We start from the raw sequence: 21,777 nt of genomic DNA on the forward strand, positions 1-21,777 counted from the left end.
AGATGTTATGTTTATCAATATCACGGACAGCAAGGAAGCGGCAAATAAAGGCAGCAGCGCTGGGCTGGTAAATTACCTCGAAAAAGAAAACCGGATTCATCAAAAGCAGGAGCCTGAATACTGGTTCAATGGCCAGCAGATCAGGATTGAACCTTATCAGGTCATGCACAGTGTCGATGGCAATGTTGCCAAGTTGGGTAAAGATGATGCTAAGTTTTTCCTGGTCAATATCAGTCCGAGCCAGAAAGAGATCAGGTTTTTAAAAGAGCAGTATGGCGAACAGGGCGCTAAAGAACAGATGAAGGGATTCGCGGTCAGGGTTATGGATGCTTATGCAAAAAACTTTAACCGGGATGGTGTGCATAGTAATGAAGATTTATTATGGTTCGCCAAGCTGGAAAACTATCGGTACTACAGTCAAAATGATCCGGAAGTAAAACAGGGCTTGAAAGAGCGGGGTGACCGTAAGGAGGGAGAGCAGATGCATGTGCAGGTTATTGTCAGCCGTAAGGATATAATCAATAAGATCAAGCTTAGTCCGATGAACACTTCAAGAGGCAGAAACGCGGCGCATTCCAAAAAGATGGGCCAATTTGACCGTGTGGCATTTAAGCAAAGTGGGGAGTCTCTTTTTGACAGTATGTTTGGATTTGACAGGCAGCTTAAAGATACGATGGCATACGCTAACGTGCAGAAGAACGGGGAGTTATCACAGCGGGAACAGCTGGGCATGTTAGCAGAAGGTGCTTCGCAGAATTATGAAAGCAGGTCGGTAGCTAATGAGCTTGCTCAAAGGGTAGCTAATGGTATGTTTACTACGACGGGTGACATGTTCTCCGCAGTAGGGAAGACAGCAGCAAGCTTCCTGGAAGTAATGCTGGAACCAATGTATACAGGAGGAGTTAACAGTGTTTCAGAAAGTGAGATCGAGGAAAAGAAAAAACGAAAGAAGAAATCCAAGAGCAGACAGATTTCACGTTGACATAAGCATTATTATAAACAGATGATTTTATTTACCAGGTGATCGGCCATGCGGCTGCGGCAGGCGGCTTTATTACACCCTGCGCTTCGCTACGGTTTTCATTGCGCCGCCAGCCTCGCCGCCGCACGTGCAGGAGTGTATTCGTTCCTAATACACACCTGCCTTTCCCTGCCCGCAGAATAACGATTAGTCACAGCACCGCAGCCACAAAGGTAGCTACGCAGGAAAACAGTCAAGGGCATGTAAACCACGGCTATCGCCGTGGCCCTTGACAGTTTTCCTGCTAACAGCTCCGGTTGTTTAAGCGGTGATATGACTGGGTGTGCGCAGATGATATTTGCGTGTGAGATAAACTTCTGCTCAACAAGTCGTTACCATAGTTAAGCACCATTCGCCTCTTTCTTGTCTTGATCATCAAACAGAAATACGCTGCGTTGGTTCAAAGTGTTGCGGGAGGATTGGTTGGAGGTTCTTTATATTTCATGTATTTCAGAATGGCATAATCTTTCAAGTATTCAAATGGATTGACGTGTTCATACCAATGCGAATTACGAATGATTATTTTCCCGTTCTCTTCTTCTTCCACGAGTCCACCGATCCGCATCATCGCAATAGGCGGCAGAAAGGTAGAGTGATCACTAACTAGGAAAACCTGATAATGCTTGCCCTTGCCGTCTGACCTTGGTATAACTCTGGGTTTTAACAAGCCTTTTTTGATCCAGTCTTTGAGATCTTTCCCTTTTAAGCCAAAATAGTGGTCCAAGTTAAATTCAGTGTAAAACAAGCTATGATTGGAGACAATCTCACCAGAAACTATGCCTTTATTAACCGCGCTCTGGCAGGCCATACATTTCAAACCGAAGCGGTCATACCAGCGTTGATTCTCATCGCTGCCATTGCCGCAAAGTTGGCATGAATATTTTTTGCCTTTGATGGCAAAACCATTCGGATGATCTCGAAGTTTTTGCTGCCATTTAATCTCCCGCACGGCTATACTGATCGCGATCGGTGCCATTTTATAGATGAAATCCAATACTTTTTCTGCTTCCTCTTCATTTATTTCCGTCCCCTTCTTCTTCAAAATTGCTATGGCCTGTTTTGCGCTGATCTTACGCTTGGATCGGTCAAGGTCATATTTAGGGGGATAGTCATGCCCGTCATCTTCTTCACCGTCGGATATGGTAATAACTTCATGTACGAGATCATGCTTATTATCAGCTAAGGGCTCTGCTGGTTTTCCGGGTTCTTTTTCAGGATTAGATTTTAATTCATCTGGTTTGATCCCGTAAAACCGGCAAAGTTTTATCATTAGCTTTAATGGCAATTCGGAAATGCCATTTTCCATATCCGCGTAATTGGATACGGGTATTTCCAACATGAAAGCTACATCCTCGTATTCGAGATCATTTTGCTGCCGATAATAACGTAGTTGATCCTTCATAAACTTTAGTTGAGTGCATGAAGTAACAATGTGGTAACCAGAAAGCTTTAAATCAATTAAGTTACATTGCCTAAGAAAGTTTTATTGGCTATTAACCTTTGTTCTTAAGAATTTCAATCTTTTCTCGCTCACTCTCTAGCAGCCGTTCGTAAAGCTTCTTGTTTTCCTCAATAACTTCAAGCCATTTTTCGATAGGGTTAAAATTATAGATTCCATAATTGCCCATAAATGGACCGTGATTGACACTGGTATCGTTAAAAGTGTTAAAATATGTTACTGCTGCCTGCTCATCAAAATTTTTAATAGCTTCAACGGGCACTTTAAGTATAGCGGCTACTTGCGCAAGAATATCATCTTCTATAGTGTCCTTAGCTTCTAACAACGAAATACGCCTTTGACTCCAGTCTTCTCCTAATTCCAAAGCCAAAGCCTCCTGTTTGATACCCAACATTTCCCTGAAACGCTTGATGTTACGGCCGTGATGGATTTGAGTTGGTTTTTCGCTGGTAGTACTCATAGGATGTTGTTTTGGTCAAAAATAGCAAAATAATATATAGGTGCAGTTATGCTAAAATAGAAATAATAACTGGTAAAATATCGCTTGGCGTGTTTAAGATAAACCTTTTGCAGATGGTTTAGCATGTTATGCTTAATCAATTTTGTACTACCGGTCAATGTAGATCGGTATCAAATTGTATGCTTATGTATTGTGGTGTTTATGCTCCCTGGGACCATGCCCCGAAGTTCCTTCGTTTTTCAGAAGTGATGGATCCAATGATACCGGTGAAATATTTCTTTGATGCCGATGACGTAGAGGGGCACCAGGAAACCTTGAAAACCTGGCGTCACCATGTTGTTAATGATGGATTCTATAGTGATAAACGCTTTGGTCCCGGAGTTTTGTTCCATGATTATGAGCTTAATATTCGGCTTATAGAAGGACTTTACCTGCTTTTTTTAGAGCATCAGGAGTTTTCCTATGAGAAAAAGAAAGTTGATGTGGAGCAGCTTAGCGCAGAGAAAGAGGAATGGCTTTGGTTTCCTGCTGAGCTTTCGGAAAAAGAATTATTAAATCCATACGTCATACTTGAAGCTGCATTTGATGAGGTAAAGCCGCAAGAGTTTCGCGATCACCTTGTCGAATGGCTCGCTGCTGCATTGTCCACCCATGCCATCGATGAATCCATGTCGCCGGGAGAGATTATTACGGTATACGAACATCTCAAAAAAATGTACTCCGCAGCCTGGTTGATTTTTCAGCGGGATACAGAGCATGCATTTTTCAAGTTTAAAGCTACTAAGGTTAAACCTCAACAGGAGGATATTAACCATACAACCGAAACAGATACAAATACGGCACCCCCGGCGATAGAACAATCTCCGGCATCAAAACTTGCTCTGAAAGAAGTTGTAAAGGCAATCTTGAATATTGAGCCCGCCGTAAGGGCAATCATACAGATCGGCACATTGGAAAATCCGTTCGGTTATATACTATATATCATGATCGATGAACCACGACATGAATTGGACTACCTTGTCAATGAGTTGATCGAGAACAGCCTTAAACCATTAATTGATATTTCTACGATTGTTGCAAGTGTATCAAGTATTAAAAATGGAAATACTTCAGAAAGAAAATTTTTGACATGGGTACTTACTAACGGTATAATTATTTACGAGACGGATGGGCTTGGTTTAGATAACCTGAATGCCGGGAATAATAAATTAACCTTAAATACCCTGCAACATGAATCACGGCTCAAATTTGCAAGACTGTATTATACTGAAATAAGCTATCACTTTAGAAAAAAGGACTTTAGGGATGCACTTCAGGCCGTGCATAGGTCTATTGAGGCAACGTTAATGGAATATCTTGATGTTAAAGTTGGCTTTGAGACCACCATACCCAATCTTAACAGGTTGGTCACGATGACTTTGATTATCGATTCAAAGGTATCAGATTGGTTTCTTGAACTAAAGTCTGCGCGCCCGGAATTATATGATCTTTTGCAAAGCGTGTATCCCGAGACGATTAGAAACAGCTTAAACATTTCAGAACAAGAGATAATGGATCTGATGGGTAAAGCAGCAGATTTAATGATACTCATCCTCAGTCTTTTAAATGAATAACCCGGTCTTAAAAAGATTTAACAATGAAGAATAATCCCATTAAATTGACTGAATACCAAAATAAAGAATTGCAGGCAATAGCTGATGCATTAAACACTCAATACCAAATTGAAAAAATCATTTGTTTTGCCGCATTAAGTTCATATAGTTCGCATGAAACTGTCTTTTGTCCAGCACAAACTAATTCAACAAATGATTATTACTTACTGGTATTGACCACTGAAATCACACGCATTGAACATGTGATGCAAGATTATATCAGTAAGCTGTTTCCAGGTGTATTTGTAATCGCTCATGGACTTGAAACGGTAATGAACCTGGTATATAACTATGATACCTTTTTTCTGAATGCCTGTTTGAACGGAGTTCTCATTTATACATCCGATGGTTTTACAATGATCCCTGATTATGAAGAATCAAAAGCGAAAGAGGCAGTATTGAAAGACAATGAGGCGTTTGAAAGAATTTACAAACTTGCTTCTGGGTTTTTGGAGAGCGCCTTCATTTGCCTCGAAAACAACTTTGATAATAACGTTATTTTCTTACTTCATCAGGCAGTAGAACAGGGTTGCCGCGCGCTGATCCGGTTATTTACAGGTTACCGTTCCGATATTCATAATATTAGCCGTTTGATTGACTTTAGCAGATCCTTTTCGCCGGAGCCATCAGCGTTATTCCGAAGGCATTTTTCAAAGGAAAAACATCTTTTTCGTGTACTGTCTACAAGTTACTCAGACGCCCGCTATAAAGATAACTATCATGTAATTGACCATGAAGCTGACCTGCTGTGTACACAGGTAAAAGCTTTTCTTGATCTTGTTGCCGAACTGGCAAAAAAAGAGACCGCACAGGGCACCGCTAGGACCACAGTTGAAGTTCGGGCAGAGGTCGTGGATTATTCCCCGGCCCTGCCAGCTTCGCTGTGATGCCGTTTTGACTGTCGGTGAAAGACTTTTGCTTAATGAACGAAAAAATAAAAAATGATGCAATTGGCCTGCTATTCCAGCAGGCCTTGAATAAAAAGCTCGAATCCGATCTAAGCAAGCACCACAAAAACAATTTACGCTACGCTTTTAACCATTTTATGGAATTTCTCGGAGCAGAAGGACGTGAAATGTCGATCCGGGAATTGACCACCTCTAGGATCGAAGAGTTCTTACAGCTTTTCAGTTCCTCCGCAACGTATTATATGAACAGGCGGCGGGAGCTGAACATACTTTTTAACCTCGCTTCAAGAATGATCGACGAGGATTTGATGGCTGCGAAAAGAACAGAGTCCAGGAGAATCAAGGCAACACTCCATTTAGCTTACGAAAAAGAACAGTTAGAGCCTGTGTTTACTTTCCTGAAGGCTAACCATACAAATCTTTACCGGTGCTGCCTGATGACTTACGGTTGCTTATTACGCCCGCATGAAGAGATCAGGTTGTTAACCAAGAAACACTTCAGGAAAGACAATACAGAAATTCATTTGGATGGCTCAGAAAACAAAGGCGGCAAGATCCGTGTCGTTTACGTGCCAGATTACGTCAGGGAAGAACTGGATCCGGTATTACAGGCGTTAAAAAGGGAAGACAATATCTTTAGCGGTGTTAGCGAACCTTTTAATCAAACCTATTTCGGAAAGCAATGGAACCGCGAAAAAAAGAAAATGCTAAGCCACGGCCTGATCTATCCCAAACAAACCCTTTATTCTTTCCGGCATACTGCTGCAATTGACGTGTTTCGCCGAACAAAGGATGTTTATATGGTGCAAAAGATCATGGGACATTCCTCAGTGGTCATCACATTGAAATACTTGCGCAGCCTGGGTGAGTTCGATACGGAGGAATTAAAAGCAGCAGCCCCGGTATTATGATCACATTTACACGTGAAGAGTTGTACCGGCTTGTTTGGGAAACACCCATGACGCTGATCGCGAAGAAATATATCATATCTGATGTGGGCTTTCGTAAGTTATGTATCCGCATGGACGTTCCTGTTCCCAAGCGGGGACAATGGGCTAAGATCCAGGCAGGGCATAAACTGAAACAGCCTGTGCTGCCCGTAACCGGCAAAATCTATAAACCAGCTGTATTTGAAGAAAGACCCGCCGGTGCACCTGTGAAAAAGGCTTGTCAACTAAAAATTCATACCAGGAAAATAGCATCCGAAAAGCTGCCTTTCAGAGTGCCTGATCGTCTCGTCAGGCCCGAGCCGGTCACGCTCGCTGCCAGGGAGAGCTTGAAAAGGCTGACCGATCCGAATTTTCCGGGCATGGTAATCACGGCAAAGCGGGAACTGGATATCAAAGTCTCACCTGCTAACGTAGGGCGTGCACTCCGCTTTATGGATACGCTGATCAAATGCGTGAGGGTATGCGGCTATTTCTTTGAACTGCATGACGATGGGAATTATGTTGTGATACGCGATATCAGGTTAAAAGTGACATTTCGGGAGCGGACGACCAAGGTGAGGGTATATGATAAATCCTATCGTGATTATGAATGGCACCCGAACGGGAAAGTCGTTTTCAGAATTGATACGAGGCTAAAATCGGAATGGCAGGATCTCAAAGCTGTTTTGCTGGAAGAGCAATTACCCAAAATACTGGCAAAGTTGGAACTGGCTGCAAAAGAGGAAGAACTTTACCTGGAGAAAGCGCGGATCTGGCAGGCAAACTGGGAACGTGAAAGAAAAGAAAAAGCTGAATTTGAAGCCAGAAAGAAACAGGAAAAAGAAGCTTTTAAAGAATTGATGAGGGATGCCGAACGCTGGAAGCAGTCTCAGCTCATCCGGGAATATACATTGGCTATGCCGGATCCCGATCCGCAATGGTTTGCCTGGGCGAATGCTAAAGCAGACTGGCTGGATCCTTATAATCCGGCCAACGATGAATGGTTAAAAGATGCGGATAAGAATGATTTCTGAAGCTTGAGTGTGCCATCGTTAAATAAATACTAAATACATTTACAATTATGCAACTACAGATAGCCTCAGACCTTCACCTGGAGTTTCCGGAAAACCGGAATTATATGGCTTCAAACCCTTTGCAGGTAAATGGAGATATCCTTTTATTGGCGGGCGATATAATACCATTGAAAGATATTGACCGCCATAGCGATTTCTTTAGTTTACTTGCCGACAATTATGAGCATACGTATTGGGTTCCCGGCAATCACGAATTTTACCATTTCGATCTAGCTAACAGGTCAGGCGCTTTTCAGGAGTCGATAAAATCCAACGTGACGCTGCTTAATAATTCTACTATTGAATTGAACCGGGTCAAGATCCATTTTACGACACTATGGTCGAAAATATCGAAATATAAAGCCCGTTATATTGAACGCGGGATGATGGATTTCAGGGTGATCAGAGATGAGGGCAGGTTGTTCTCGGTCGAAAAATACAACCAAATGCATTCAGATTCCCTGGCATTTCTCGAAACTGCATTGAAGGCTGGAGCGGATAACCGGAATGAGGATGTCAGGACCATCGTTGTATCTCATCATGTGCCCACATTTCAGCATTATCCCAGGCAATATTTAGACAGCGTTTTAAATGAAGCTTTTGCTACAGATTTAGATGTTTTTATCGAAGACAGCGGTGCTGACTACTGGATATACGGCCATCATCACGACGGTACTCCTGAGTTTAATATCGGGAAAACTAAGCTGCTGACTAATCAACTCGGATATGTACACCAGGATGAGCATAGCAATTTTGATCGCGGCAAGACAATAACAATTGATGCACAGATAGCGTAAAGGATTCACTGGCATGGAATCCATGCCAGTGTTCCTGAAATACGTAGAGCTAAAATAGGATGCCTGTTTTTTAAAAGCTATCGGTATCCGGCATATAGCCGATTCTTTTTCTGTCCATTGGCTGCGATTTTTTTTCGATCAGTTCATCGAGATAGCCGAATAGCAAGTCAATATTTTTATCCTGGCTTTCCAGTTTTGTTCTGATACGTTCTATTTCCAGCTTCAACTCTGTGTTATCTAAGAGTATTTGGCGTAAGCGAATAAAAATTCGCATAATCCTGATGTTTACCTGAATTGCAGATGCACTGTTTAAAACACTTGAGAGCATGCTGATACCTAATTCAGTGAAAACCATCGGGGCATATTTAATATTATAACCTTGTTTCATGGTGCCATTTTGGCTCCTTGAAATTAAACTATACTCATCTGGTGTAAGTTCAAACATAAAATCTTCGCCTGGAAACCTTTCGATATTCCTTCTGACCTGTCTCTTCAATTGTTTAGTCTCTACCTGATAGAGCGTTGCCAGATCGCTGTCCAACATTACTTTTTGGCCTCTTATGTAGTAAATCTGTTTTACTACGATCTCCTCGGGTATTAAGTCATTATTTACCATTGTTATCTTCATTTTTAAATTACCAGAATCTTCTTATGAGTTAGGAAACACGGGATAGCAGACTATCCCGTATTCGATATAGATCAACTTGCAGCTAACTTTTGCTTCAGCAGACTCATATCCTCACTGATCTTATGATCCATCACCTTAGCATAGATTTGTGTGGTTTTGATATTGGTATGCCCCATCATTTTAGCAACGCTTTCTATCGGCACCCCATTATTCAGCGTGATGGTGGTGGCAAATGTGTGCCTGGCAATATGGAAAGTAAGTACTTTAGTGATCCCAGACAAATCGGCGATTTCTTTAAGATAGGCGTTCATCTTCTGATTGCTTAATACCGGCAATACCCTGTCATCGCATTGACATTGCGGGTTTTCCTGGTATCGTTCCATAATTTCGAGCGCAGCAGGGAGCAAGGGAATCCGGGATAATGTATCGGTTTTTTTCCTGTTCGTATATATCCAGTTTTCACCATCGATTCCCCTTAGTACTTCAGAACGTTTAAGCTTACTCACATCTACGTAAGCAAGACCGGTATAACAACTAAACAGAAAAATATCCTTAACCAGTTTCAGCCGCTCTACTGGCATTTCTCTCTCCAAAATGGCTTTGAGTTCGTCTTTCGTTAGTGCTACTCGGTTAACCTTTGAAGTTTTTGGTTTATAGTTGAGATAAGGGTCGACGGTTAACCATCCGTTACCAAGACAAATTCTAACAATCTTTCCAAAGTTTTTAATGTATTTGATAGCTGAGTTGTTACCGCATCTGCGAATACTTCTTAGATAGTATTCGAAATCATTTAAAAAGGAAAAGCTAATCTTGGTAACAGGCAGGTCCGATACGTTGAACTGCCATTGCATAAAATCCTTGATGTGCATCAAGCAAGTTTCGTAGCGCTGCAAAGTGCTTTTCTCAAATTCCTGCCCTACCAGGTTTTTCATTTTTTTGTTATGATCGGCGAAGACAGCTGTAATTGTTCTTACGTTATCTGTCTTTCCGATAAACTTGTTTCTTAAGGTTTCGGCAGTGATTAGTTCATCATGCAGGGTCATGATCCGGTGGCAATCAAATGCTTTAGATTGTAATCCATCGAGATAATTGTTTAAAGCACGGACATCTTCTTTCATTCCGGTAAGTCTTCCGGCTTTGTTGTTCCAGCGGGAGGGCTCACAGGTTCTTCCGCTGGCGGTTTCTGATCGTTTACCATCAACAGTAAATCGGAGGTAAACGGGCATGGGGCCTGATTGGTAGTGCTTTGGCTTTTTTAAATAGAAAAGCAGACTGACGTTTGTTCTCATAATAATGAGGATTAATAGTGAAACAAAATTAATTTTCTCATCACTTGAGCGCAAGATGTTCATTTACCGAACATGCTGCATATCAAACAGTTGCAACAGAATTGGTGAGTCATTGAGCTACTTTAATTGACTCACCGGATTACTCACCTGAATTATGGTTTCAGATGAATAATTTGGAGTAGTCTAAAAACAAAAAACCCTTCAAATGATATCATTTGAAGGGTTTTGCTCAATTTCAATATTGATTTTGCGGAATGGACGGGACTCGAACCCGCGACCCCATGCGTGACAGGCATGTATTCTAACCAGCTGAACTACCACTCCTCCGTTTGGGTGTGCAAATATACAAACCATTTTATTCTACACAAATTGTTTTTTCAAAAAAGTTCATTATTTTGAAAATTAAGCACTTTTTTGTGCGGTGTGCCTTTTTTGGTGGCTATAAATTACTGATATTCAACATTAAATCAGGAATCACAAAATATAAATCCTGTAGAAATTTAATAGTAGTTAATTCACTTCAAAGCTAAAATATTGGCTTGCGATGTCACCTTGTAACGTAACCCCTTGTACAATTCCTATATATTTCCCTGTTTGATCAGACGTATAAAACGACAACTGATTTTTACCAGCGGCTGAAGTATTGATATCCGGCCCCCAATAAAGCAGGTTTCTGAAATCGGGTAACCTGTTTTTTACTGACTGTTCAGTGTCATATACCGGAGAATAAAACTCACGTTGTAATTGCAGACCTTCATAATCGAGCACTACTGCCTTTGGGTCTATTTCAACACCGCCAAGATCGCCCTTATAAGTTGTAAAGCTTAGGATTCCTTCGTAAACAGATGGTCCCCAATAATACCGGTACGGAACATCTTCCAGCTTACGAACTTTCAACGGGTCAATACCCATAACCTTATCTATGTTAAAAACAGGTACGTCATCAAGCATCACTAAGGGGTCGCCATCTAAAAATCCATTACCATTCAATACTTTGATGTGATACCGTTTTTGCGATCTGTTAACCCAAACCTCCTTTACATACTCTCTCAATACCTCTTCCATTGTAGTAAAGCGGGTATAGTTATCCAAAAGGTAGGTTTTATAGGGGGTTGTATAAAAACCCGAACTATCAACCTGCGGCTCATAAAAGTGCTTGATCTTATTGCCTAAATAAATATTTTGAACCTGCGTGCCCAGGCTTCGTTCTTCAATGGCACTTTGCATGCCCCGGGTTAGGTTAAATTTTAATATTGGGGATTTTGCGAATTGTTCAGAAAAAGGGCTTAAAATATCAATATGATAGGTGGTATCCCGTTCTGAATTGGTTTGAACTACTATTTCGCCGGGACCATAAAGTTGTCTTGTATTAAAAATCAACCTGCCTGTCGAATCGCTTTTTGCGGCATACAGCTGTACCCGTTTTCCCGGGACACTTAAATAAGCTACTACATCTTTGGCAATACCACCGGTTTGCGTATTGGTTATTTTACCGGCAATCAGGTGCCCGTCATACTCTGGCAAAAAACTAAATGCCGCCTGTTTATTACCAAATACATTATCCCATTGAAACCTTCGCCACCCTTGTGTTAGCATGAGGTTATCAAGGGCCGTGTCGGCTTCAGCATCGGAATTTTTGAAATAGTAGCCTGGCGATTCAATATTTCCACGTAAATCTGACTTGAGCCACAGATAGCTGAATATTTCGCCGGCATCAATATTTTGTAATGAGTCAATCTTATAAACCGACATTGACAGGTTAGCAGGTTTTACGCGCCCCGAAAAATCTTTGGCAGCGATGTCCACACTTACCTTTTTACGGCGGGTATATGAAGGCTGATCAGCAGAGGCCTCGATAATGAGGTTTTGTTTGGGACGTTTAAAATAAAGCCTTTCGCACACGGGTTGTCTGGCGCTATTGAAAATTGTTAAGTGCGACACTCCTTCGCCCAATTTAGCTTTATCAAGCGTAAAAATGGCACTGCCGTTGTTAAAAGGTGCTGTCATGCCGGCTTTAACCGATTGGCCTGTATGAGCAAACAGATATAATTCGCCAGCTTCAACGCCGGCGCCTTTTACTGTGATCTCCACCCGTGTGCTACCTGCATCTTTTACAGCCATTACATAACCCCGACTTTCAACGGCAGGTAACTCTTTGATAACAGCCGGGGTATTGCCCGATTTAATAACAGCCGTATAAACATTCCCGGCTATCGGGGTGAATAAAAAGCTGCCAATACCAAATTTCAATGGCCGGAAGCGCGCTACCGTATCGTGCTTCTGATCAACAATAAAACCTCTGCATTCACTTAAGCCTGTACCGTCTGATGCCGTAACCTTAAAAGCAACTTTACTGTTAATACCCGCGACCAAATCTCCCCCTTCCGGGAAAAACTGAACATCGTAGCCCGGTGCCTGTACTTTAGTTATGGCTTCGGGAGATTTTAGAGGATTAATAATGGTAATATTCTTTTCGAAATAATAATCAGGAGTAAAATTTTTCATCCAGTTGGTATAGGCCCTTAACTTATAATTACCATTGCTTACCGATACTGGTATATAAACAGAGCCACTCCCGAGGCCGTTTTTCATTTCTATTTTAGTTTGGATTATGGCATTTTGCTTGTTGTCCAATACATCAACATATACAACTTTGCTAAGGCCAAGCGGCTTATGATAAGTAGCGTCAACGTTATACGCTTTAAACCATAAAATTTCGCCGGTCATATAGGCGCTTTTGTCAGTATGTACAAAAATCTTTTCCTGTACAGTAGCCTGATAGTATTTGTTAAAGCTGTCGGAGATTTGGCTTATAGTTTGCGCCACCCCGTTCACTGACAACAGTAACATGCCGGAAATCATCGGAACCACAGCAAGTTTTTTAATTTCATTCATAGCCAAACCTTATTGATTTATTTTCATGGCATCATTCATAAACTTTTTTATCTCTCTTTCCAAAATGAGGGAGTTTGTACTCGTCCCCTGATCCTGCAATCGGTACATTCAATTGATGAATAAGTATAACCTATTACGTTCATTTTCTCGGTTATATCAAGCACAGGTATTGCATTACCATTAATTATGATGCCCAGTACATCATTTTGTTTGGTTTTGGGATTAAAAAAGAGTGCAGTATCAAGGGGACCGCAATCATATGGATATGTAGGCGCCCAATCGCGAGGGAGATCGGCATTGTCAATAAATACTCTTTTCGATTGAATGTTGGTTACACTTATATAGCCAATAACAGGCTCAGCCGGATCTTTAAGATTGTGGATATTCCCTGTTAACTGCGATGGCTGCGCATCAAATATACTTCCTAATTGCTCCGTGTTTTTCTTCATATTTTCCCAAAACTGGTAAGCTTCTTTGGTTAACGCATACTGTTTCAGAAAAATGGAATAACGCATTTCAATCTTTTCAGATGTTGAGGCTATGGTTGTTACCGGTTGCTGGTATATTACATCTTGTGACAGCTTAGCTGATGATCCTATAACTATGGTACTGGATTTGGCCCCCGCAAAGCAGTAATAATTATACTCACTGGGTGGCCGAAAAACAACTGCTTTAGCCACAGGATCAACCATATAGGCCGATTGATATTTAGCATGAAAGCGCCACGTTTCTTCATAACTCCACCTATAATATCGGGAGCTATTGGAAGCATCGTGCGTATTTGCATAAACCTGCATGTTGCCATTTTTAATATTAAACCCTATGCTATCAATTGGCTGTGTCTTTTTTACCTCAACATAGTCAGACGCATACTCTTTATTATCGTTAGTGATAATATGCACACGGTACTTTTTTGACACATCCAGGTTAAGCGCCGGTATAACATAAGTCCCATTTCCCCGGGGTGTAAGTGAATATGCTGTTCCCTCCTCGGCTTCAACAGATACCGCGCAATTATCAACTCCGCTTGTGCTTACATTGCCTGAGATGTTAACCGTTCTGCTTAATTTTATTATGGTTGAATCGCTGCCATTGTTTATTACCCCTTCAACAACCAGGTAATGATTGGGAGAGTCAACAATTTTAGGGTTATAAGGCTTTTTACAGGCATTGTATATGCCCCCCAGCAATAATAAAATTAATATATATCGTTTTCCTTTCATCGCTTTCAATTAAAACCTGATATTGTAATTAATAAATGGAATAGGCTTGGCAAATATGGACAGCTTATACCCGTTAATGACCCCTCCCTGCTCTGTAAAGAATGTCGAATACGCGTTTTGCCTGCCGGTTAAGTTATACACCCCTATTGTAAATGAGTTATGGGTTAATTGGTGCACTTTATGGTTGCCCTCTATGTTCATTGAAAAATCCGACCTGAAATAATCCGGGATGCGGTATTGGTTCCTGTCCGAATAAAATACCCGCTCGGAACCACCATACTCATACTTGGCAATAGGCAGGGTAATAGGCCTGCCCGTGCTGTAAGTAAGATTTAAAGAAACACTGAACCTATGTGAAAACCTGTAGTTACCAATAAAATTAAAAGCATGTGGCTTATCAAAATTTGCAGGATAATAAGCCCCCCCATTAATCAAATCGCCGGCATTAGGATCATTTTGTCTTAAAAACGTGCGCGAATAAGTATAGCTGATCCACCCATTGGCTTTCCCGGTGGCTTTTTTTACTAAAAACTCAATTCCATATGCTTTGCCTTTTGTACCTACCACATCCGTTTCAATATGATGGTTTAATACGAGGTTAGCGCCGCTCTTATAGTCGAGATAATCCCTTAATCGTTTGTAGTAAACCTCGACCGACGTTTCAATGGTGTTTGATTTTAAATTATGATAAAGGCCTAATGATACCTGGTCACCATATTGAGGTTTGATATTGGGATCACTTAGTTGCCAAACATCAGTGGGGGATATAGCTGTTGTGTTTGATAACAGGTGAATATACTGCCTGAGTGTGTTATAGCCGCCCTTGATCGATAGGTTATCGCCCAGTTGATATCTGGCCGAAAGCCTGATTTCGGGGCCCGAATAAGTTTTAATAAACTTACCATTTGCGTAATAGGTACTATCCAACAGGTTGGCGCTTGTTTTGGGCAGGTTAGGCGCATAGTTATACACTGTTTGCGGCCCCAGGAAATTATAGATCGAATACCTTACACCACCACTTATTGACAGATCGTCGGTCACGTCAAACTTATCGCCGAGGTATAAGGCGCTTTCCAGCGCCTGTTGGGTGGAAATAACATCAGGAGCTACCAATGATTGGGGGCCAAGAGGCTGAAAGCTGCCCGGATGGAGCTTATAATAAATGGAACTTAACCCAAAATCGACAGTGTTTTTGCGGTTAAGGTAATAGGTAAAATCCGTTTTAAAATTACTTTGGTTAATATCAAAATTCAGCTTATAAGCATTTACCGGGTTATCGGCGCTTGAAACATCATATTGGTACTTGTCTATCCCGGCCGTAATAACACTGAATAGTTTGTTATTAAAATTATGCTTCCATTTTAGGTTGATATTCCTGTTGCTGTAACTATAAGCAGTATCGCTATTAAGCCTGAATTTATCTCTGCTTATATAGCTGGTTAGATACAGGTTGTTTTTATCATCAATCTGGTGGCTTATATCCAGGTTAAGATCATAAAATGAAGCCGAACTGTGCTTGTAGGCATCGGGCAGGAGTTTAAGGAGCCAGTCGGAGTACGTGGTACGGCCTCCGAATGAAAACGAGGTTTTATCCTTGATGATAGGCCCTTCAACATTAAGCCTGCTGGTGATTAAACCAATGCCTGCCGAACCGGTAAATTTCTTTTTATTACCCTCACGATTGGTAACATCCAACACCGATGATAAACGCCCGCCGAACCTTTCGGGGATACTGCTTTTATATAGTTCGATATCTTTAACTATATCGGGGTTAAATGATGAAAAGAAGCCGAAAAAATGCGAGGGGTTATAAATGGTGGCGTCATTCATCAGGATCAGGTTCTGATCGGCCGAGCCCCCGCGTACATTAAAACCCGTGGTAGCCTCGCCTACTGATTGAACGCCGGGCAGGGTAAGCACTACCCTTAATATATCGGCTTCGCCAAATACCGTAGGTACCTGTTTAATGCTTTTAATATCAAGCCTGTTCACCCCCAATTGAACATTACGTACATTAGCCACTTTCTCGGCAGAGATCTTTACCTCTTTAAGGCTGGTTACCTGCTCCTGCATTTCAATAATGATCTTACCGTCCGAGTAAAGGATGATCTGCCTGCGGGTATCGCGCATGCCAACGCCCCTAACGCTTAAAACCTGCCTGCCTTTGGGTAATTTGATAGTGAAATAGCCAAACTGGTCGGTAGCCACACCCGTTTTGGTATTGGTTACATATATGCTGGCACCTGTTACAGATTCGCCCGATTTTGCTTCCTTTACATATCCCGAAAGCGTTGCCGTACCCGCCTCAATAGTGTTGGTTTTGATCCCTATTTCGTATAGCTTATTTTCAGTTGTTGCTTCGGGGATCTTTTTATCTTTATCAAGATCAACATTAGCGGGGGATACACTTATATTTGCTGCAGTTGCATTGGCAGTTGTAATGCCAAAATAACCTACCGCCAGCCCGGTTTGTATTTCGCGCCCTTTAGTTAAAAACACCTGCTGGTGTTTGGTTATGGCGAAACTAAAACCGGTGTTTTTAAAAGCCTGGCTCAATATGGTTTCAATAGGTTTATTGGTTGCCTGCAGAGTTACTTTCAAACTGTCAAACTGCATGGCGTCGTAAAAAAAATGAAAGCCTGATTTTGCTTCCAGCTCTGTTACAAACTGCTCAATAGTAGCTTGTTGAAAATTTACGCTGATTGATTTTACCGGACCCTGCTGGGCCTGGCACAGTTTAATTAAAATCAAAAAACAGAAACTTAGAAAGTAAATTTTTTTCATCCGGTTATTTTATTTTCCTGCCGTATACATTAATGCTATATTATTTTTTGCCCTGTTATTAAATAATAAGGCACGCCGCATTAATTAGTTAAATGATCATAATAAGTAGTTACATCCACTATAGCCTGTTCCTGATTTTCGCGAAAGTCGATATGATTGGCTTTTATATATTGCCGCAACTCCTTCTTTTTATCCTTAAAAATATCTAACAGTCCGCTCTTTCCGCTAAAGCTGAAATAGTTATCCCCTTTTTTAACATAATAATCTTTGGTTTCGCTAAAAAAAGATTCGATGGTGTTGTTTCCCGTGCTGGTTTGGATGCTCTTGGCCCTTTTTACAATGATCCCGATCTTTTTTCCCTGGTATAATTGATCATAAAAACCGGTAGCAAGGCGGGCCTGGCCTGTCGAATCGGTAGTAATGCGTATAAAATGATGGTTAAGCAGCCAGAACTCCGGCACACGCTCGCTTAGTAATGAAATTTTTGTAAAGTGATTATAAAGCAGTATAACCACCAAATCTTTATTCAGGTCATATAACATCGGGACGTCGCGATAAACCGCTGCCCCGTATTTTACATCTCCAGCCGTAAATGACTTATTGTCAAAAACATATGCGTTACCTTTTATTATGGGATCATAAAACTCATATTCGGGCCCGTTATATAAGTGTGATTGTTGCCCTATAGCAGTGTGATAATTGGCAATTACGAGGCCTAAACCCGTGCTATCGGGACCCGTTTGTGCAGAAACATGACCGTTTGCCATTATGCCCCAGGTGATAACTAAGGCCAGGAGTGATTTTTTTACCATTTAGGTTTTTATAAAAACGGAATTTACATGACTTTCACTTAATTACCAAACCACTCTCCCTTAATATGCTAAAGCAAGTGTATTAATCATGTTACATAAAAAAGCGACTGGGCGACTACAACGTACTATTACGAATGAGCTAAAACAGATGCAACAACCATTGTTAAATAATTGCGTATTACGCAACTAAATTATCTCCCCTCTTCTGTAACAACCGCCCCCTGTCATCGTCTTATTTTTGTGTAGACAATTTTACAATATCACCTCAATAAAACATCTACCTTAGATTAAGCGTTTAATTGCCGGTTTGTCTCCGGCTCAATACCTGCAGCGCCGCGCAAACCCAATAGGCTACACAGGTTTTACCTAAAAATAACACATACTAAAATGGCTATTAACTTACAAAAAGGGCAGAAAATTGATATCGGCCTTTCAAAAATGACAGTTGGCTTGGGCTGGAACCCAAACGAAGGCACAGGTTATGACTTCGACCTTGACGTATCGGCTATCATGATCGATGCTAACCGACTGGTACCCCAGGATGAATTTTTTGTATTCTATAATAATGTCGACTCGCCCGAGCAATCTGTACATCATACCGGCGATGACCCAACAGGCGGTAACAGCGACGGCGGCGATGATGAATCGATCACTGTTGACCTCACTAAAGTAGATGCCCGCATCCAGGAGATCCTGTTTGTGGTAACTATTCACGAAGCACAAGCCCGTCGTCAAAATTTTGGCCAGGTGCGTGACTCATACATTCGTATCTTAGATAACCAAACGGGTGCCGAAGTATGCAAATATGAATTGGGCGAGGATTTTTCTATCGAAACAGCCATTGAGTTTGGCAGATTATACAAACGCGGTGGCGCATGGAAATTTGAAGCATCTGGTGTGGGTTACAAAGAAGACCTGGCCTTCTTTTTAAGTAAATATTTTAAAGGGCAAATAATCAAATAAGGCAATGGCTATAAATTTGGTAAAAGGTCAAACAATTGACCTGCGTAAAAATGATAAAGGCGAAAGCTTCGACTTGTCGTCAGTAACTATAGGTTTGGGCTGGGACGTTAGGAAAACACATGGCGGCTTTTTAGGCAAGCTGTTTGGCGGTGCCGAAGAGGCAGAATATGATTTGGATGCGATTGCATTTTTGCTGGACAAGAACGGTAAAGTAGCGAATCGCGGCTATGCCAAACAAACCGCTAACGGGCGTACTATCAATATGTTCGAGGGAGATGTGATTTACTTTAACTCGATGCGCCATCCTTCGGGACACATCTGGCTTACCGGCGATAACCGCACCGGGGCCGGTGAGGGCGATGACGAGCAGATCATCGTAAAGCTTGATTCGCTCGATCCGAAATATGACCGCATCCTTTTCCTGGTAGCCATTTACCAGGGGCGTAAAAACAATCAACACTTTGGCATGGTGGAGAATGCTTTCATCCGCGCGGTTGACAGCCATGGTAAAGAGATTGCTAAGTTCAGTCTCTCCGGCGATTCAACCTATAACGGTATGTGTTCGATGACCTTTGCGGAAGTATACCGCAAAGACGGCACCTGGAAATTCCGTGCCATAGGTGATCCGCATAGAACTGATAGTCTTTCGGAATTGCTTCGAAACTATTAATATAAAAACATGTCATTGCGAGGAGGAACGACGAAGCAATCGCACGTAAGCATAGCCGCTCTGTATAGCAAGCGATTGCCACGCTACGCTCGCAATGACATTTTGGTTAAGTTTAATTCTACCTAAACATAAATGTACCAGCACTATTCATTTGATCTGTGGCTCACGCTGATCAAGTCAAACCCGTACTTTAAGATAGAACGCACTAAGATCTTTCACCGGGATTTTAATCCCGGCGGTAAAAGCATCGACGATGTAGCAAGGGCTTTCAGGCAGGTTGACCTCATGTGCAATGCCGTGAACGAACGTACTGGTAAAAACATTGACGCGGACGAAATGTACCTGATGGTGATCGGCGCAATTAATGATAACCAGTATCCGCTTGCCGATGTTAATATCGATAAGCTGTATGCCGACATGGAAACCCTGCTGTTTTACTATCTGCCGGTGCTTTACTCACCTGTAACAATTGAGGTGCTACAGCATCTAAAACAAAAAGGTGATTGCTCATTGAGTATTTTAAGTAATACAGGCTTTATAAAAGGACAAACGCTCCGCAAGGTAATGGTTAAATTAGGGCTGGATACGTTCTTTAACTTTCAGATCTATTCGGACGAGGAGGGGATGTCGAAACCAAACGGGGATTTATTTAAGCTGATGGTGCAAAAAGTTAAAGAGTGTAATAAACCAAAGCAGATAGACCGGTCAGGTATCATACATATAGGCGATAACCCGGCGGCAGATATAGCGGGGGCTAAAGATGCAGGCCTTGATAGCCTGCTCATCAATTCAAACAACTTATCCATTTTAACCTTATTAAGTTTATGAAAGCTACCTACTCATTACATCATATCAACAGCGCAACACATTTTGGTTTCGATGCCGATGATTACAGTCGCTTTAAATTTGGCGATGGCGAGGTATCCCGCTACTTCGGCACCGATCTGGCAGATGGCTTTATCAGCGAAATCTTAACTAAACAGCCAATAGAAAAACAGATCGTAGTTATATCAAGCCCATACTCATTTATTCCTACGGCTACTTTTGCAATGAAAAACCACTTTGTGTGCAGGCTTAACCGCTGGCTGGCCCATCATGGTTACCCGGTTGTACAGGAAACGAAGGTTCATCGCACCATAACTTATAAGGAAGATTATGGCGAGCTGGATGCCGAGCAAAGGATTAATTTAATAGGTAACGATTCGTTTCATATTGATAAGGATTTTCTTAAAGACAAAACCCCGCTTTTTTTAGATGATATCAAGATCACCGGCAGTCATGAGCGTATGATCATGAAAATGGTAAATGAATACGGTTTACAGAACGATATTTACATGCTGTACTTTGCCGAACTGGTGAACAAAAACATCCACCCCAATATTGAGAATTATCTTAACTATCATCATGTTAAAAACATTTACCATTTAAATGATATCATTAAGGGCACTAATTTTTGCATCAACACCCGCATAGTAAAATATATTTTAAATTACGATCACGAAAGTTTTTGCATCTTTATACAAGATCAAGGCAGCAATTTCATAAACTTGCTGTATGATATGGCTTTGGGTAATGGTTATCATACCATTGAAGCCTATACACCTAACTTAAACTTTATTAAACAAAACCTATTAATAAACAATAATAAACTAATTCAGCATGGCAATTAACTTGCAAAAAGGCCAAAGGGAAACCATTGGTGCCCCTAAATTTACGATAGGCCTTGGTTGGGATACAAACAGCTCATCAACAGGCTCGGCCTTTGACCTGGACGCTTCGGTGTTCATCATGGGCGATAATAAGAAAATACTGTCCGACGATTTTTTCGTTTTCTATAATAACTCAAAGTCTCCGGATGGCGCTGTTGAGCATACCGGCGATAACCTGACCGGTGCAGGTGACGGTGACGATGAGCAGATCATTGTTGATCTTTCAAAGATCGATCCGCGTGCTACTGAGATCTGCATTGTGGTAACCATTCATGAGGCCGAAAGCCGCCGCCAAAACTTTGGTCAGGTACGCAACTCTTTTGTCCGCATTTTTGACTCGGCTACTAACGTCGATATTTTGAAATACGAACTGGAAGAAGACTTTTCGATAGAAACCGCGGTTGAATTTGGCCGTATCTATAAAAAAGATAACAACTGGAAATTTGAAGCTGTGGGTGCCGGTATGAAAGGCGGCTTACAGGATTATTTAAACAAATACAACTAA

Annotated in this window: 19 protein-coding genes and 1 tRNA gene; 11 read left to right on the forward strand and 9 right to left on the reverse strand. The window is 41.5% G+C overall.

All coding sequences use genetic code 11. The features are described 5' to 3' along the window. The first annotated feature begins 7 nt into the window (after nt 1-7). On the forward strand, nt 8-982 hold the full coding sequence (locus FHW88_RS12260) for a DUF5712 family protein (RefSeq protein WP_176625699.1): 975 nt from the start codon (nt 8-10) through the stop codon (nt 980-982). Nucleotides 983-1,421: 439 nt separating this feature from the next. Here the strand turns inward: FHW88_RS12260 and FHW88_RS12265 are convergent, their stop codons facing one another. Together FHW88_RS12265 and FHW88_RS12270 are read right to left on the reverse strand one after the other, a co-directional pair. Then, nucleotides 1,422-2,423: a helix-turn-helix domain-containing protein gene (locus FHW88_RS12265; RefSeq protein ID WP_176625701.1), complete on the reverse strand. Its 1,002-nt coding sequence runs from the start codon at nt 2,421-2,423 to the stop codon at nt 1,422-1,424. A 91-nt stretch (nt 2,424-2,514) separates the two neighbouring features. Further along, nucleotides 2,515-2,940, reverse strand: coding sequence for a helix-turn-helix transcriptional regulator (locus FHW88_RS12270; protein WP_176625703.1), 426 nt, complete (start codon nt 2,938-2,940; stop codon nt 2,515-2,517). Between the two features lie 185 nt (nt 2,941-3,125). Here FHW88_RS12270 and FHW88_RS12275 point away from each other — a divergent pair, with 185 nt between their 5' ends. From FHW88_RS12275 to FHW88_RS12295, 5 genes are read left to right on the forward strand one after another with little or no spacing between them, the layout of a single operon-like run. Then, nucleotides 3,126-4,553, forward strand: a complete 1,428-nt coding sequence (locus tag FHW88_RS12275) for a hypothetical protein (protein WP_176625705.1) — start codon at nt 3,126-3,128, stop codon at nt 4,551-4,553. A gap of 23 nt (nt 4,554-4,576) precedes the next feature. Next, nucleotides 4,577-5,479 carry a HEPN domain-containing protein gene (locus FHW88_RS12280; RefSeq protein ID WP_176625707.1) on the forward strand — a complete coding sequence of 301 codons (903 nt, stop codon included), beginning with the start codon at nt 4,577-4,579 and terminating at the stop codon, nt 5,477-5,479. Between the two features lie 35 nt (nt 5,480-5,514). Continuing rightward, the gene (locus tag FHW88_RS12285) at nt 5,515-6,411 is read left to right on the forward strand and encodes a tyrosine-type recombinase/integrase (protein WP_176625709.1); all 897 of its coding nucleotides are present in this window, start codon (nt 5,515-5,517) and stop codon (nt 6,409-6,411) included. After that, the gene (locus tag FHW88_RS12290; RefSeq protein ID WP_176625711.1) at nt 6,408-7,463 is read left to right on the forward strand and encodes a hypothetical protein; all 1,056 of its coding nucleotides are present in this window, start codon (nt 6,408-6,410) and stop codon (nt 7,461-7,463) included. Before FHW88_RS12285 ends, FHW88_RS12290 begins: the two co-directional genes overlap by 4 nt. Before the next feature lie 47 nt (nt 7,464-7,510). Beyond that, complete coding sequence (locus FHW88_RS12295; protein ID WP_176625713.1) at nt 7,511-8,299, forward strand: metallophosphoesterase; 789 nt, start codon at nt 7,511-7,513, stop codon at nt 8,297-8,299. Nucleotides 8,300-8,369: 70 nt separating this feature from the next. Here the strand turns inward: FHW88_RS12295 and FHW88_RS12300 are convergent, their stop codons facing one another. The 7 genes from FHW88_RS12300 to FHW88_RS12330 all read right to left on the reverse strand — a co-directional run bounded on the left by FHW88_RS12300 (nt 8,370) and on the right by FHW88_RS12330 (nt 17,930). Beyond that, nucleotides 8,370-8,927: an ORF6N domain-containing protein gene (locus tag FHW88_RS12300; RefSeq protein ID WP_255485322.1), complete on the reverse strand. Its 558-nt coding sequence runs from the start codon at nt 8,925-8,927 to the stop codon at nt 8,370-8,372. Nucleotides 8,928-8,998: 71 nt separating this feature from the next. Beyond that, nucleotides 8,999-10,216 carry a site-specific integrase gene (locus FHW88_RS12305; protein WP_176625715.1) on the reverse strand — a complete coding sequence of 406 codons (1,218 nt, stop codon included), beginning with the start codon at nt 10,214-10,216 and terminating at the stop codon, nt 8,999-9,001. Between the two features lie 250 nt (nt 10,217-10,466). Further along, nucleotides 10,467-10,540, reverse strand: a tRNA-Asp gene (locus FHW88_RS12310). A 186-nt stretch (nt 10,541-10,726) separates the two neighbouring features. Then, on the reverse strand, nt 10,727-13,111 hold the full coding sequence (locus FHW88_RS12315) for a hypothetical protein (protein ID WP_176625717.1): 2,385 nt from the start codon (nt 13,109-13,111) through the stop codon (nt 10,727-10,729). A 47-nt stretch (nt 13,112-13,158) separates the two neighbouring features. Continuing rightward, nucleotides 13,159-14,334: a DUF4249 domain-containing protein gene (locus FHW88_RS12320; RefSeq protein WP_090531222.1), complete on the reverse strand. Its 1,176-nt coding sequence runs from the start codon at nt 14,332-14,334 to the stop codon at nt 13,159-13,161. A 9-nt stretch (nt 14,335-14,343) separates the two neighbouring features. Next, nucleotides 14,344-17,118: a TonB-dependent receptor gene (locus FHW88_RS12325; RefSeq protein WP_176625719.1), complete on the reverse strand. Its 2,775-nt coding sequence runs from the start codon at nt 17,116-17,118 to the stop codon at nt 14,344-14,346. An 80-nt stretch (nt 17,119-17,198) separates the two neighbouring features. Beyond that, entirely contained in the window at nt 17,199-17,930 is a 732-nt protein-coding gene (locus tag FHW88_RS12330; RefSeq protein ID WP_176625721.1) for a hypothetical protein, read from the reverse strand. A gap of 387 nt (nt 17,931-18,317) precedes the next feature. Between FHW88_RS12330 and FHW88_RS12335 the strand changes: the two genes are divergently transcribed. The 5 genes from FHW88_RS12335 to FHW88_RS12355 all read left to right on the forward strand — a co-directional run bounded on the left by FHW88_RS12335 (nt 18,318) and on the right by FHW88_RS12355 (nt 21,777). After that, nucleotides 18,318-18,893: a TerD family protein gene (locus FHW88_RS12335; protein ID WP_090531232.1), complete on the forward strand. Its 576-nt coding sequence runs from the start codon at nt 18,318-18,320 to the stop codon at nt 18,891-18,893. A 4-nt stretch (nt 18,894-18,897) separates the two neighbouring features. Then, the gene (locus tag FHW88_RS12340) at nt 18,898-19,563 is read left to right on the forward strand and encodes a TerD family protein (RefSeq protein WP_176625723.1); all 666 of its coding nucleotides are present in this window, start codon (nt 18,898-18,900) and stop codon (nt 19,561-19,563) included. Nucleotides 19,564-19,695: 132 nt separating this feature from the next. After that, the gene (locus tag FHW88_RS12345) at nt 19,696-20,391 is read left to right on the forward strand and encodes an HAD family hydrolase (RefSeq protein WP_176625725.1); all 696 of its coding nucleotides are present in this window, start codon (nt 19,696-19,698) and stop codon (nt 20,389-20,391) included. After that, complete coding sequence (locus FHW88_RS12350; RefSeq protein WP_176625727.1) at nt 20,388-21,233, forward strand: phosphoribosyltransferase family protein; 846 nt, start codon at nt 20,388-20,390, stop codon at nt 21,231-21,233. Before FHW88_RS12345 ends, FHW88_RS12350 begins: the two co-directional genes overlap by 4 nt. After that, a complete protein-coding gene (locus FHW88_RS12355) occupies nt 21,223-21,777 on the forward strand; it encodes a TerD family protein (RefSeq protein WP_176625729.1) in 555 nt (184 codons plus the stop codon). The genes FHW88_RS12350 and FHW88_RS12355 overlap by 11 nt, the downstream gene beginning before the upstream one ends.

It is taken from the genome of Mucilaginibacter sp. SG538B (genome assembly GCF_013376065.1).
Taxonomy (GTDB): domain Bacteria; phylum Bacteroidota; class Bacteroidia; order Sphingobacteriales; family Sphingobacteriaceae; genus Mucilaginibacter; species Mucilaginibacter rubeus.

Excerpts from the sequence above, each read along its gene's own strand:
- FHW88_RS12260 (WP_176625699.1), top strand. The coding sequence starts at position 8 with ATGTTTATCAATATCACGGACAGCAAGGAAGCGGCAAATAAAGGCAGC.
- FHW88_RS12325 (WP_176625719.1), bottom strand. The coding sequence starts at position 17,118 with ATGAAAAAAATTTACTTTCTAAGTTTCTGTTTTTTGATTTTAATTAAA.
- FHW88_RS12330 (WP_176625721.1), bottom strand. The coding sequence starts at position 17,930 with ATGGTAAAAAAATCACTCCTGGCCTTAGTTATCACCTGGGGCATAATG.
- FHW88_RS12265 (WP_176625701.1), bottom strand. The coding sequence starts at position 2,423 with ATGAAGGATCAACTACGTTATTATCGGCAGCAAAATGATCTCGAATAC.
- FHW88_RS12355 (WP_176625729.1), top strand. The coding sequence starts at position 21,223 with ATGGCAATTAACTTGCAAAAAGGCCAAAGGGAAACCATTGGTGCCCCT.
- FHW88_RS12320 (WP_090531222.1), bottom strand. The coding sequence starts at position 14,334 with ATGAAAGGAAAACGATATATATTAATTTTATTATTGCTGGGGGGCATA.
- FHW88_RS12285 (WP_176625709.1), top strand. The coding sequence starts at position 5,515 with ATGAACGAAAAAATAAAAAATGATGCAATTGGCCTGCTATTCCAGCAG.
- FHW88_RS12300 (WP_255485322.1), bottom strand. The coding sequence starts at position 8,927 with ATGAAGATAACAATGGTAAATAATGACTTAATACCCGAGGAGATCGTA.
- FHW88_RS12335 (WP_090531232.1), top strand. The coding sequence starts at position 18,318 with ATGGCTATTAACTTACAAAAAGGGCAGAAAATTGATATCGGCCTTTCA.
- FHW88_RS12315 (WP_176625717.1), bottom strand. The coding sequence starts at position 13,111 with ATGAATGAAATTAAAAAACTTGCTGTGGTTCCGATGATTTCCGGCATG.
- FHW88_RS12280 (WP_176625707.1), top strand. The coding sequence starts at position 4,577 with ATGAAGAATAATCCCATTAAATTGACTGAATACCAAAATAAAGAATTG.
- FHW88_RS12275 (WP_176625705.1), top strand. The coding sequence starts at position 3,126 with ATGTATTGTGGTGTTTATGCTCCCTGGGACCATGCCCCGAAGTTCCTT.
- FHW88_RS12295 (WP_176625713.1), top strand. The coding sequence starts at position 7,511 with ATGCAACTACAGATAGCCTCAGACCTTCACCTGGAGTTTCCGGAAAAC.
- FHW88_RS12270 (WP_176625703.1), bottom strand. The coding sequence starts at position 2,940 with ATGAGTACTACCAGCGAAAAACCAACTCAAATCCATCACGGCCGTAAC.
- FHW88_RS12305 (WP_176625715.1), bottom strand. The coding sequence starts at position 10,216 with ATGAGAACAAACGTCAGTCTGCTTTTCTATTTAAAAAAGCCAAAGCAC.
- FHW88_RS12345 (WP_176625725.1), top strand. The coding sequence starts at position 19,696 with ATGTACCAGCACTATTCATTTGATCTGTGGCTCACGCTGATCAAGTCA.
- FHW88_RS12340 (WP_176625723.1), top strand. The coding sequence starts at position 18,898 with ATGGCTATAAATTTGGTAAAAGGTCAAACAATTGACCTGCGTAAAAAT.
- FHW88_RS12350 (WP_176625727.1), top strand. The coding sequence starts at position 20,388 with ATGAAAGCTACCTACTCATTACATCATATCAACAGCGCAACACATTTT.
- FHW88_RS12290 (WP_176625711.1), top strand. The coding sequence starts at position 6,408 with ATGATCACATTTACACGTGAAGAGTTGTACCGGCTTGTTTGGGAAACA.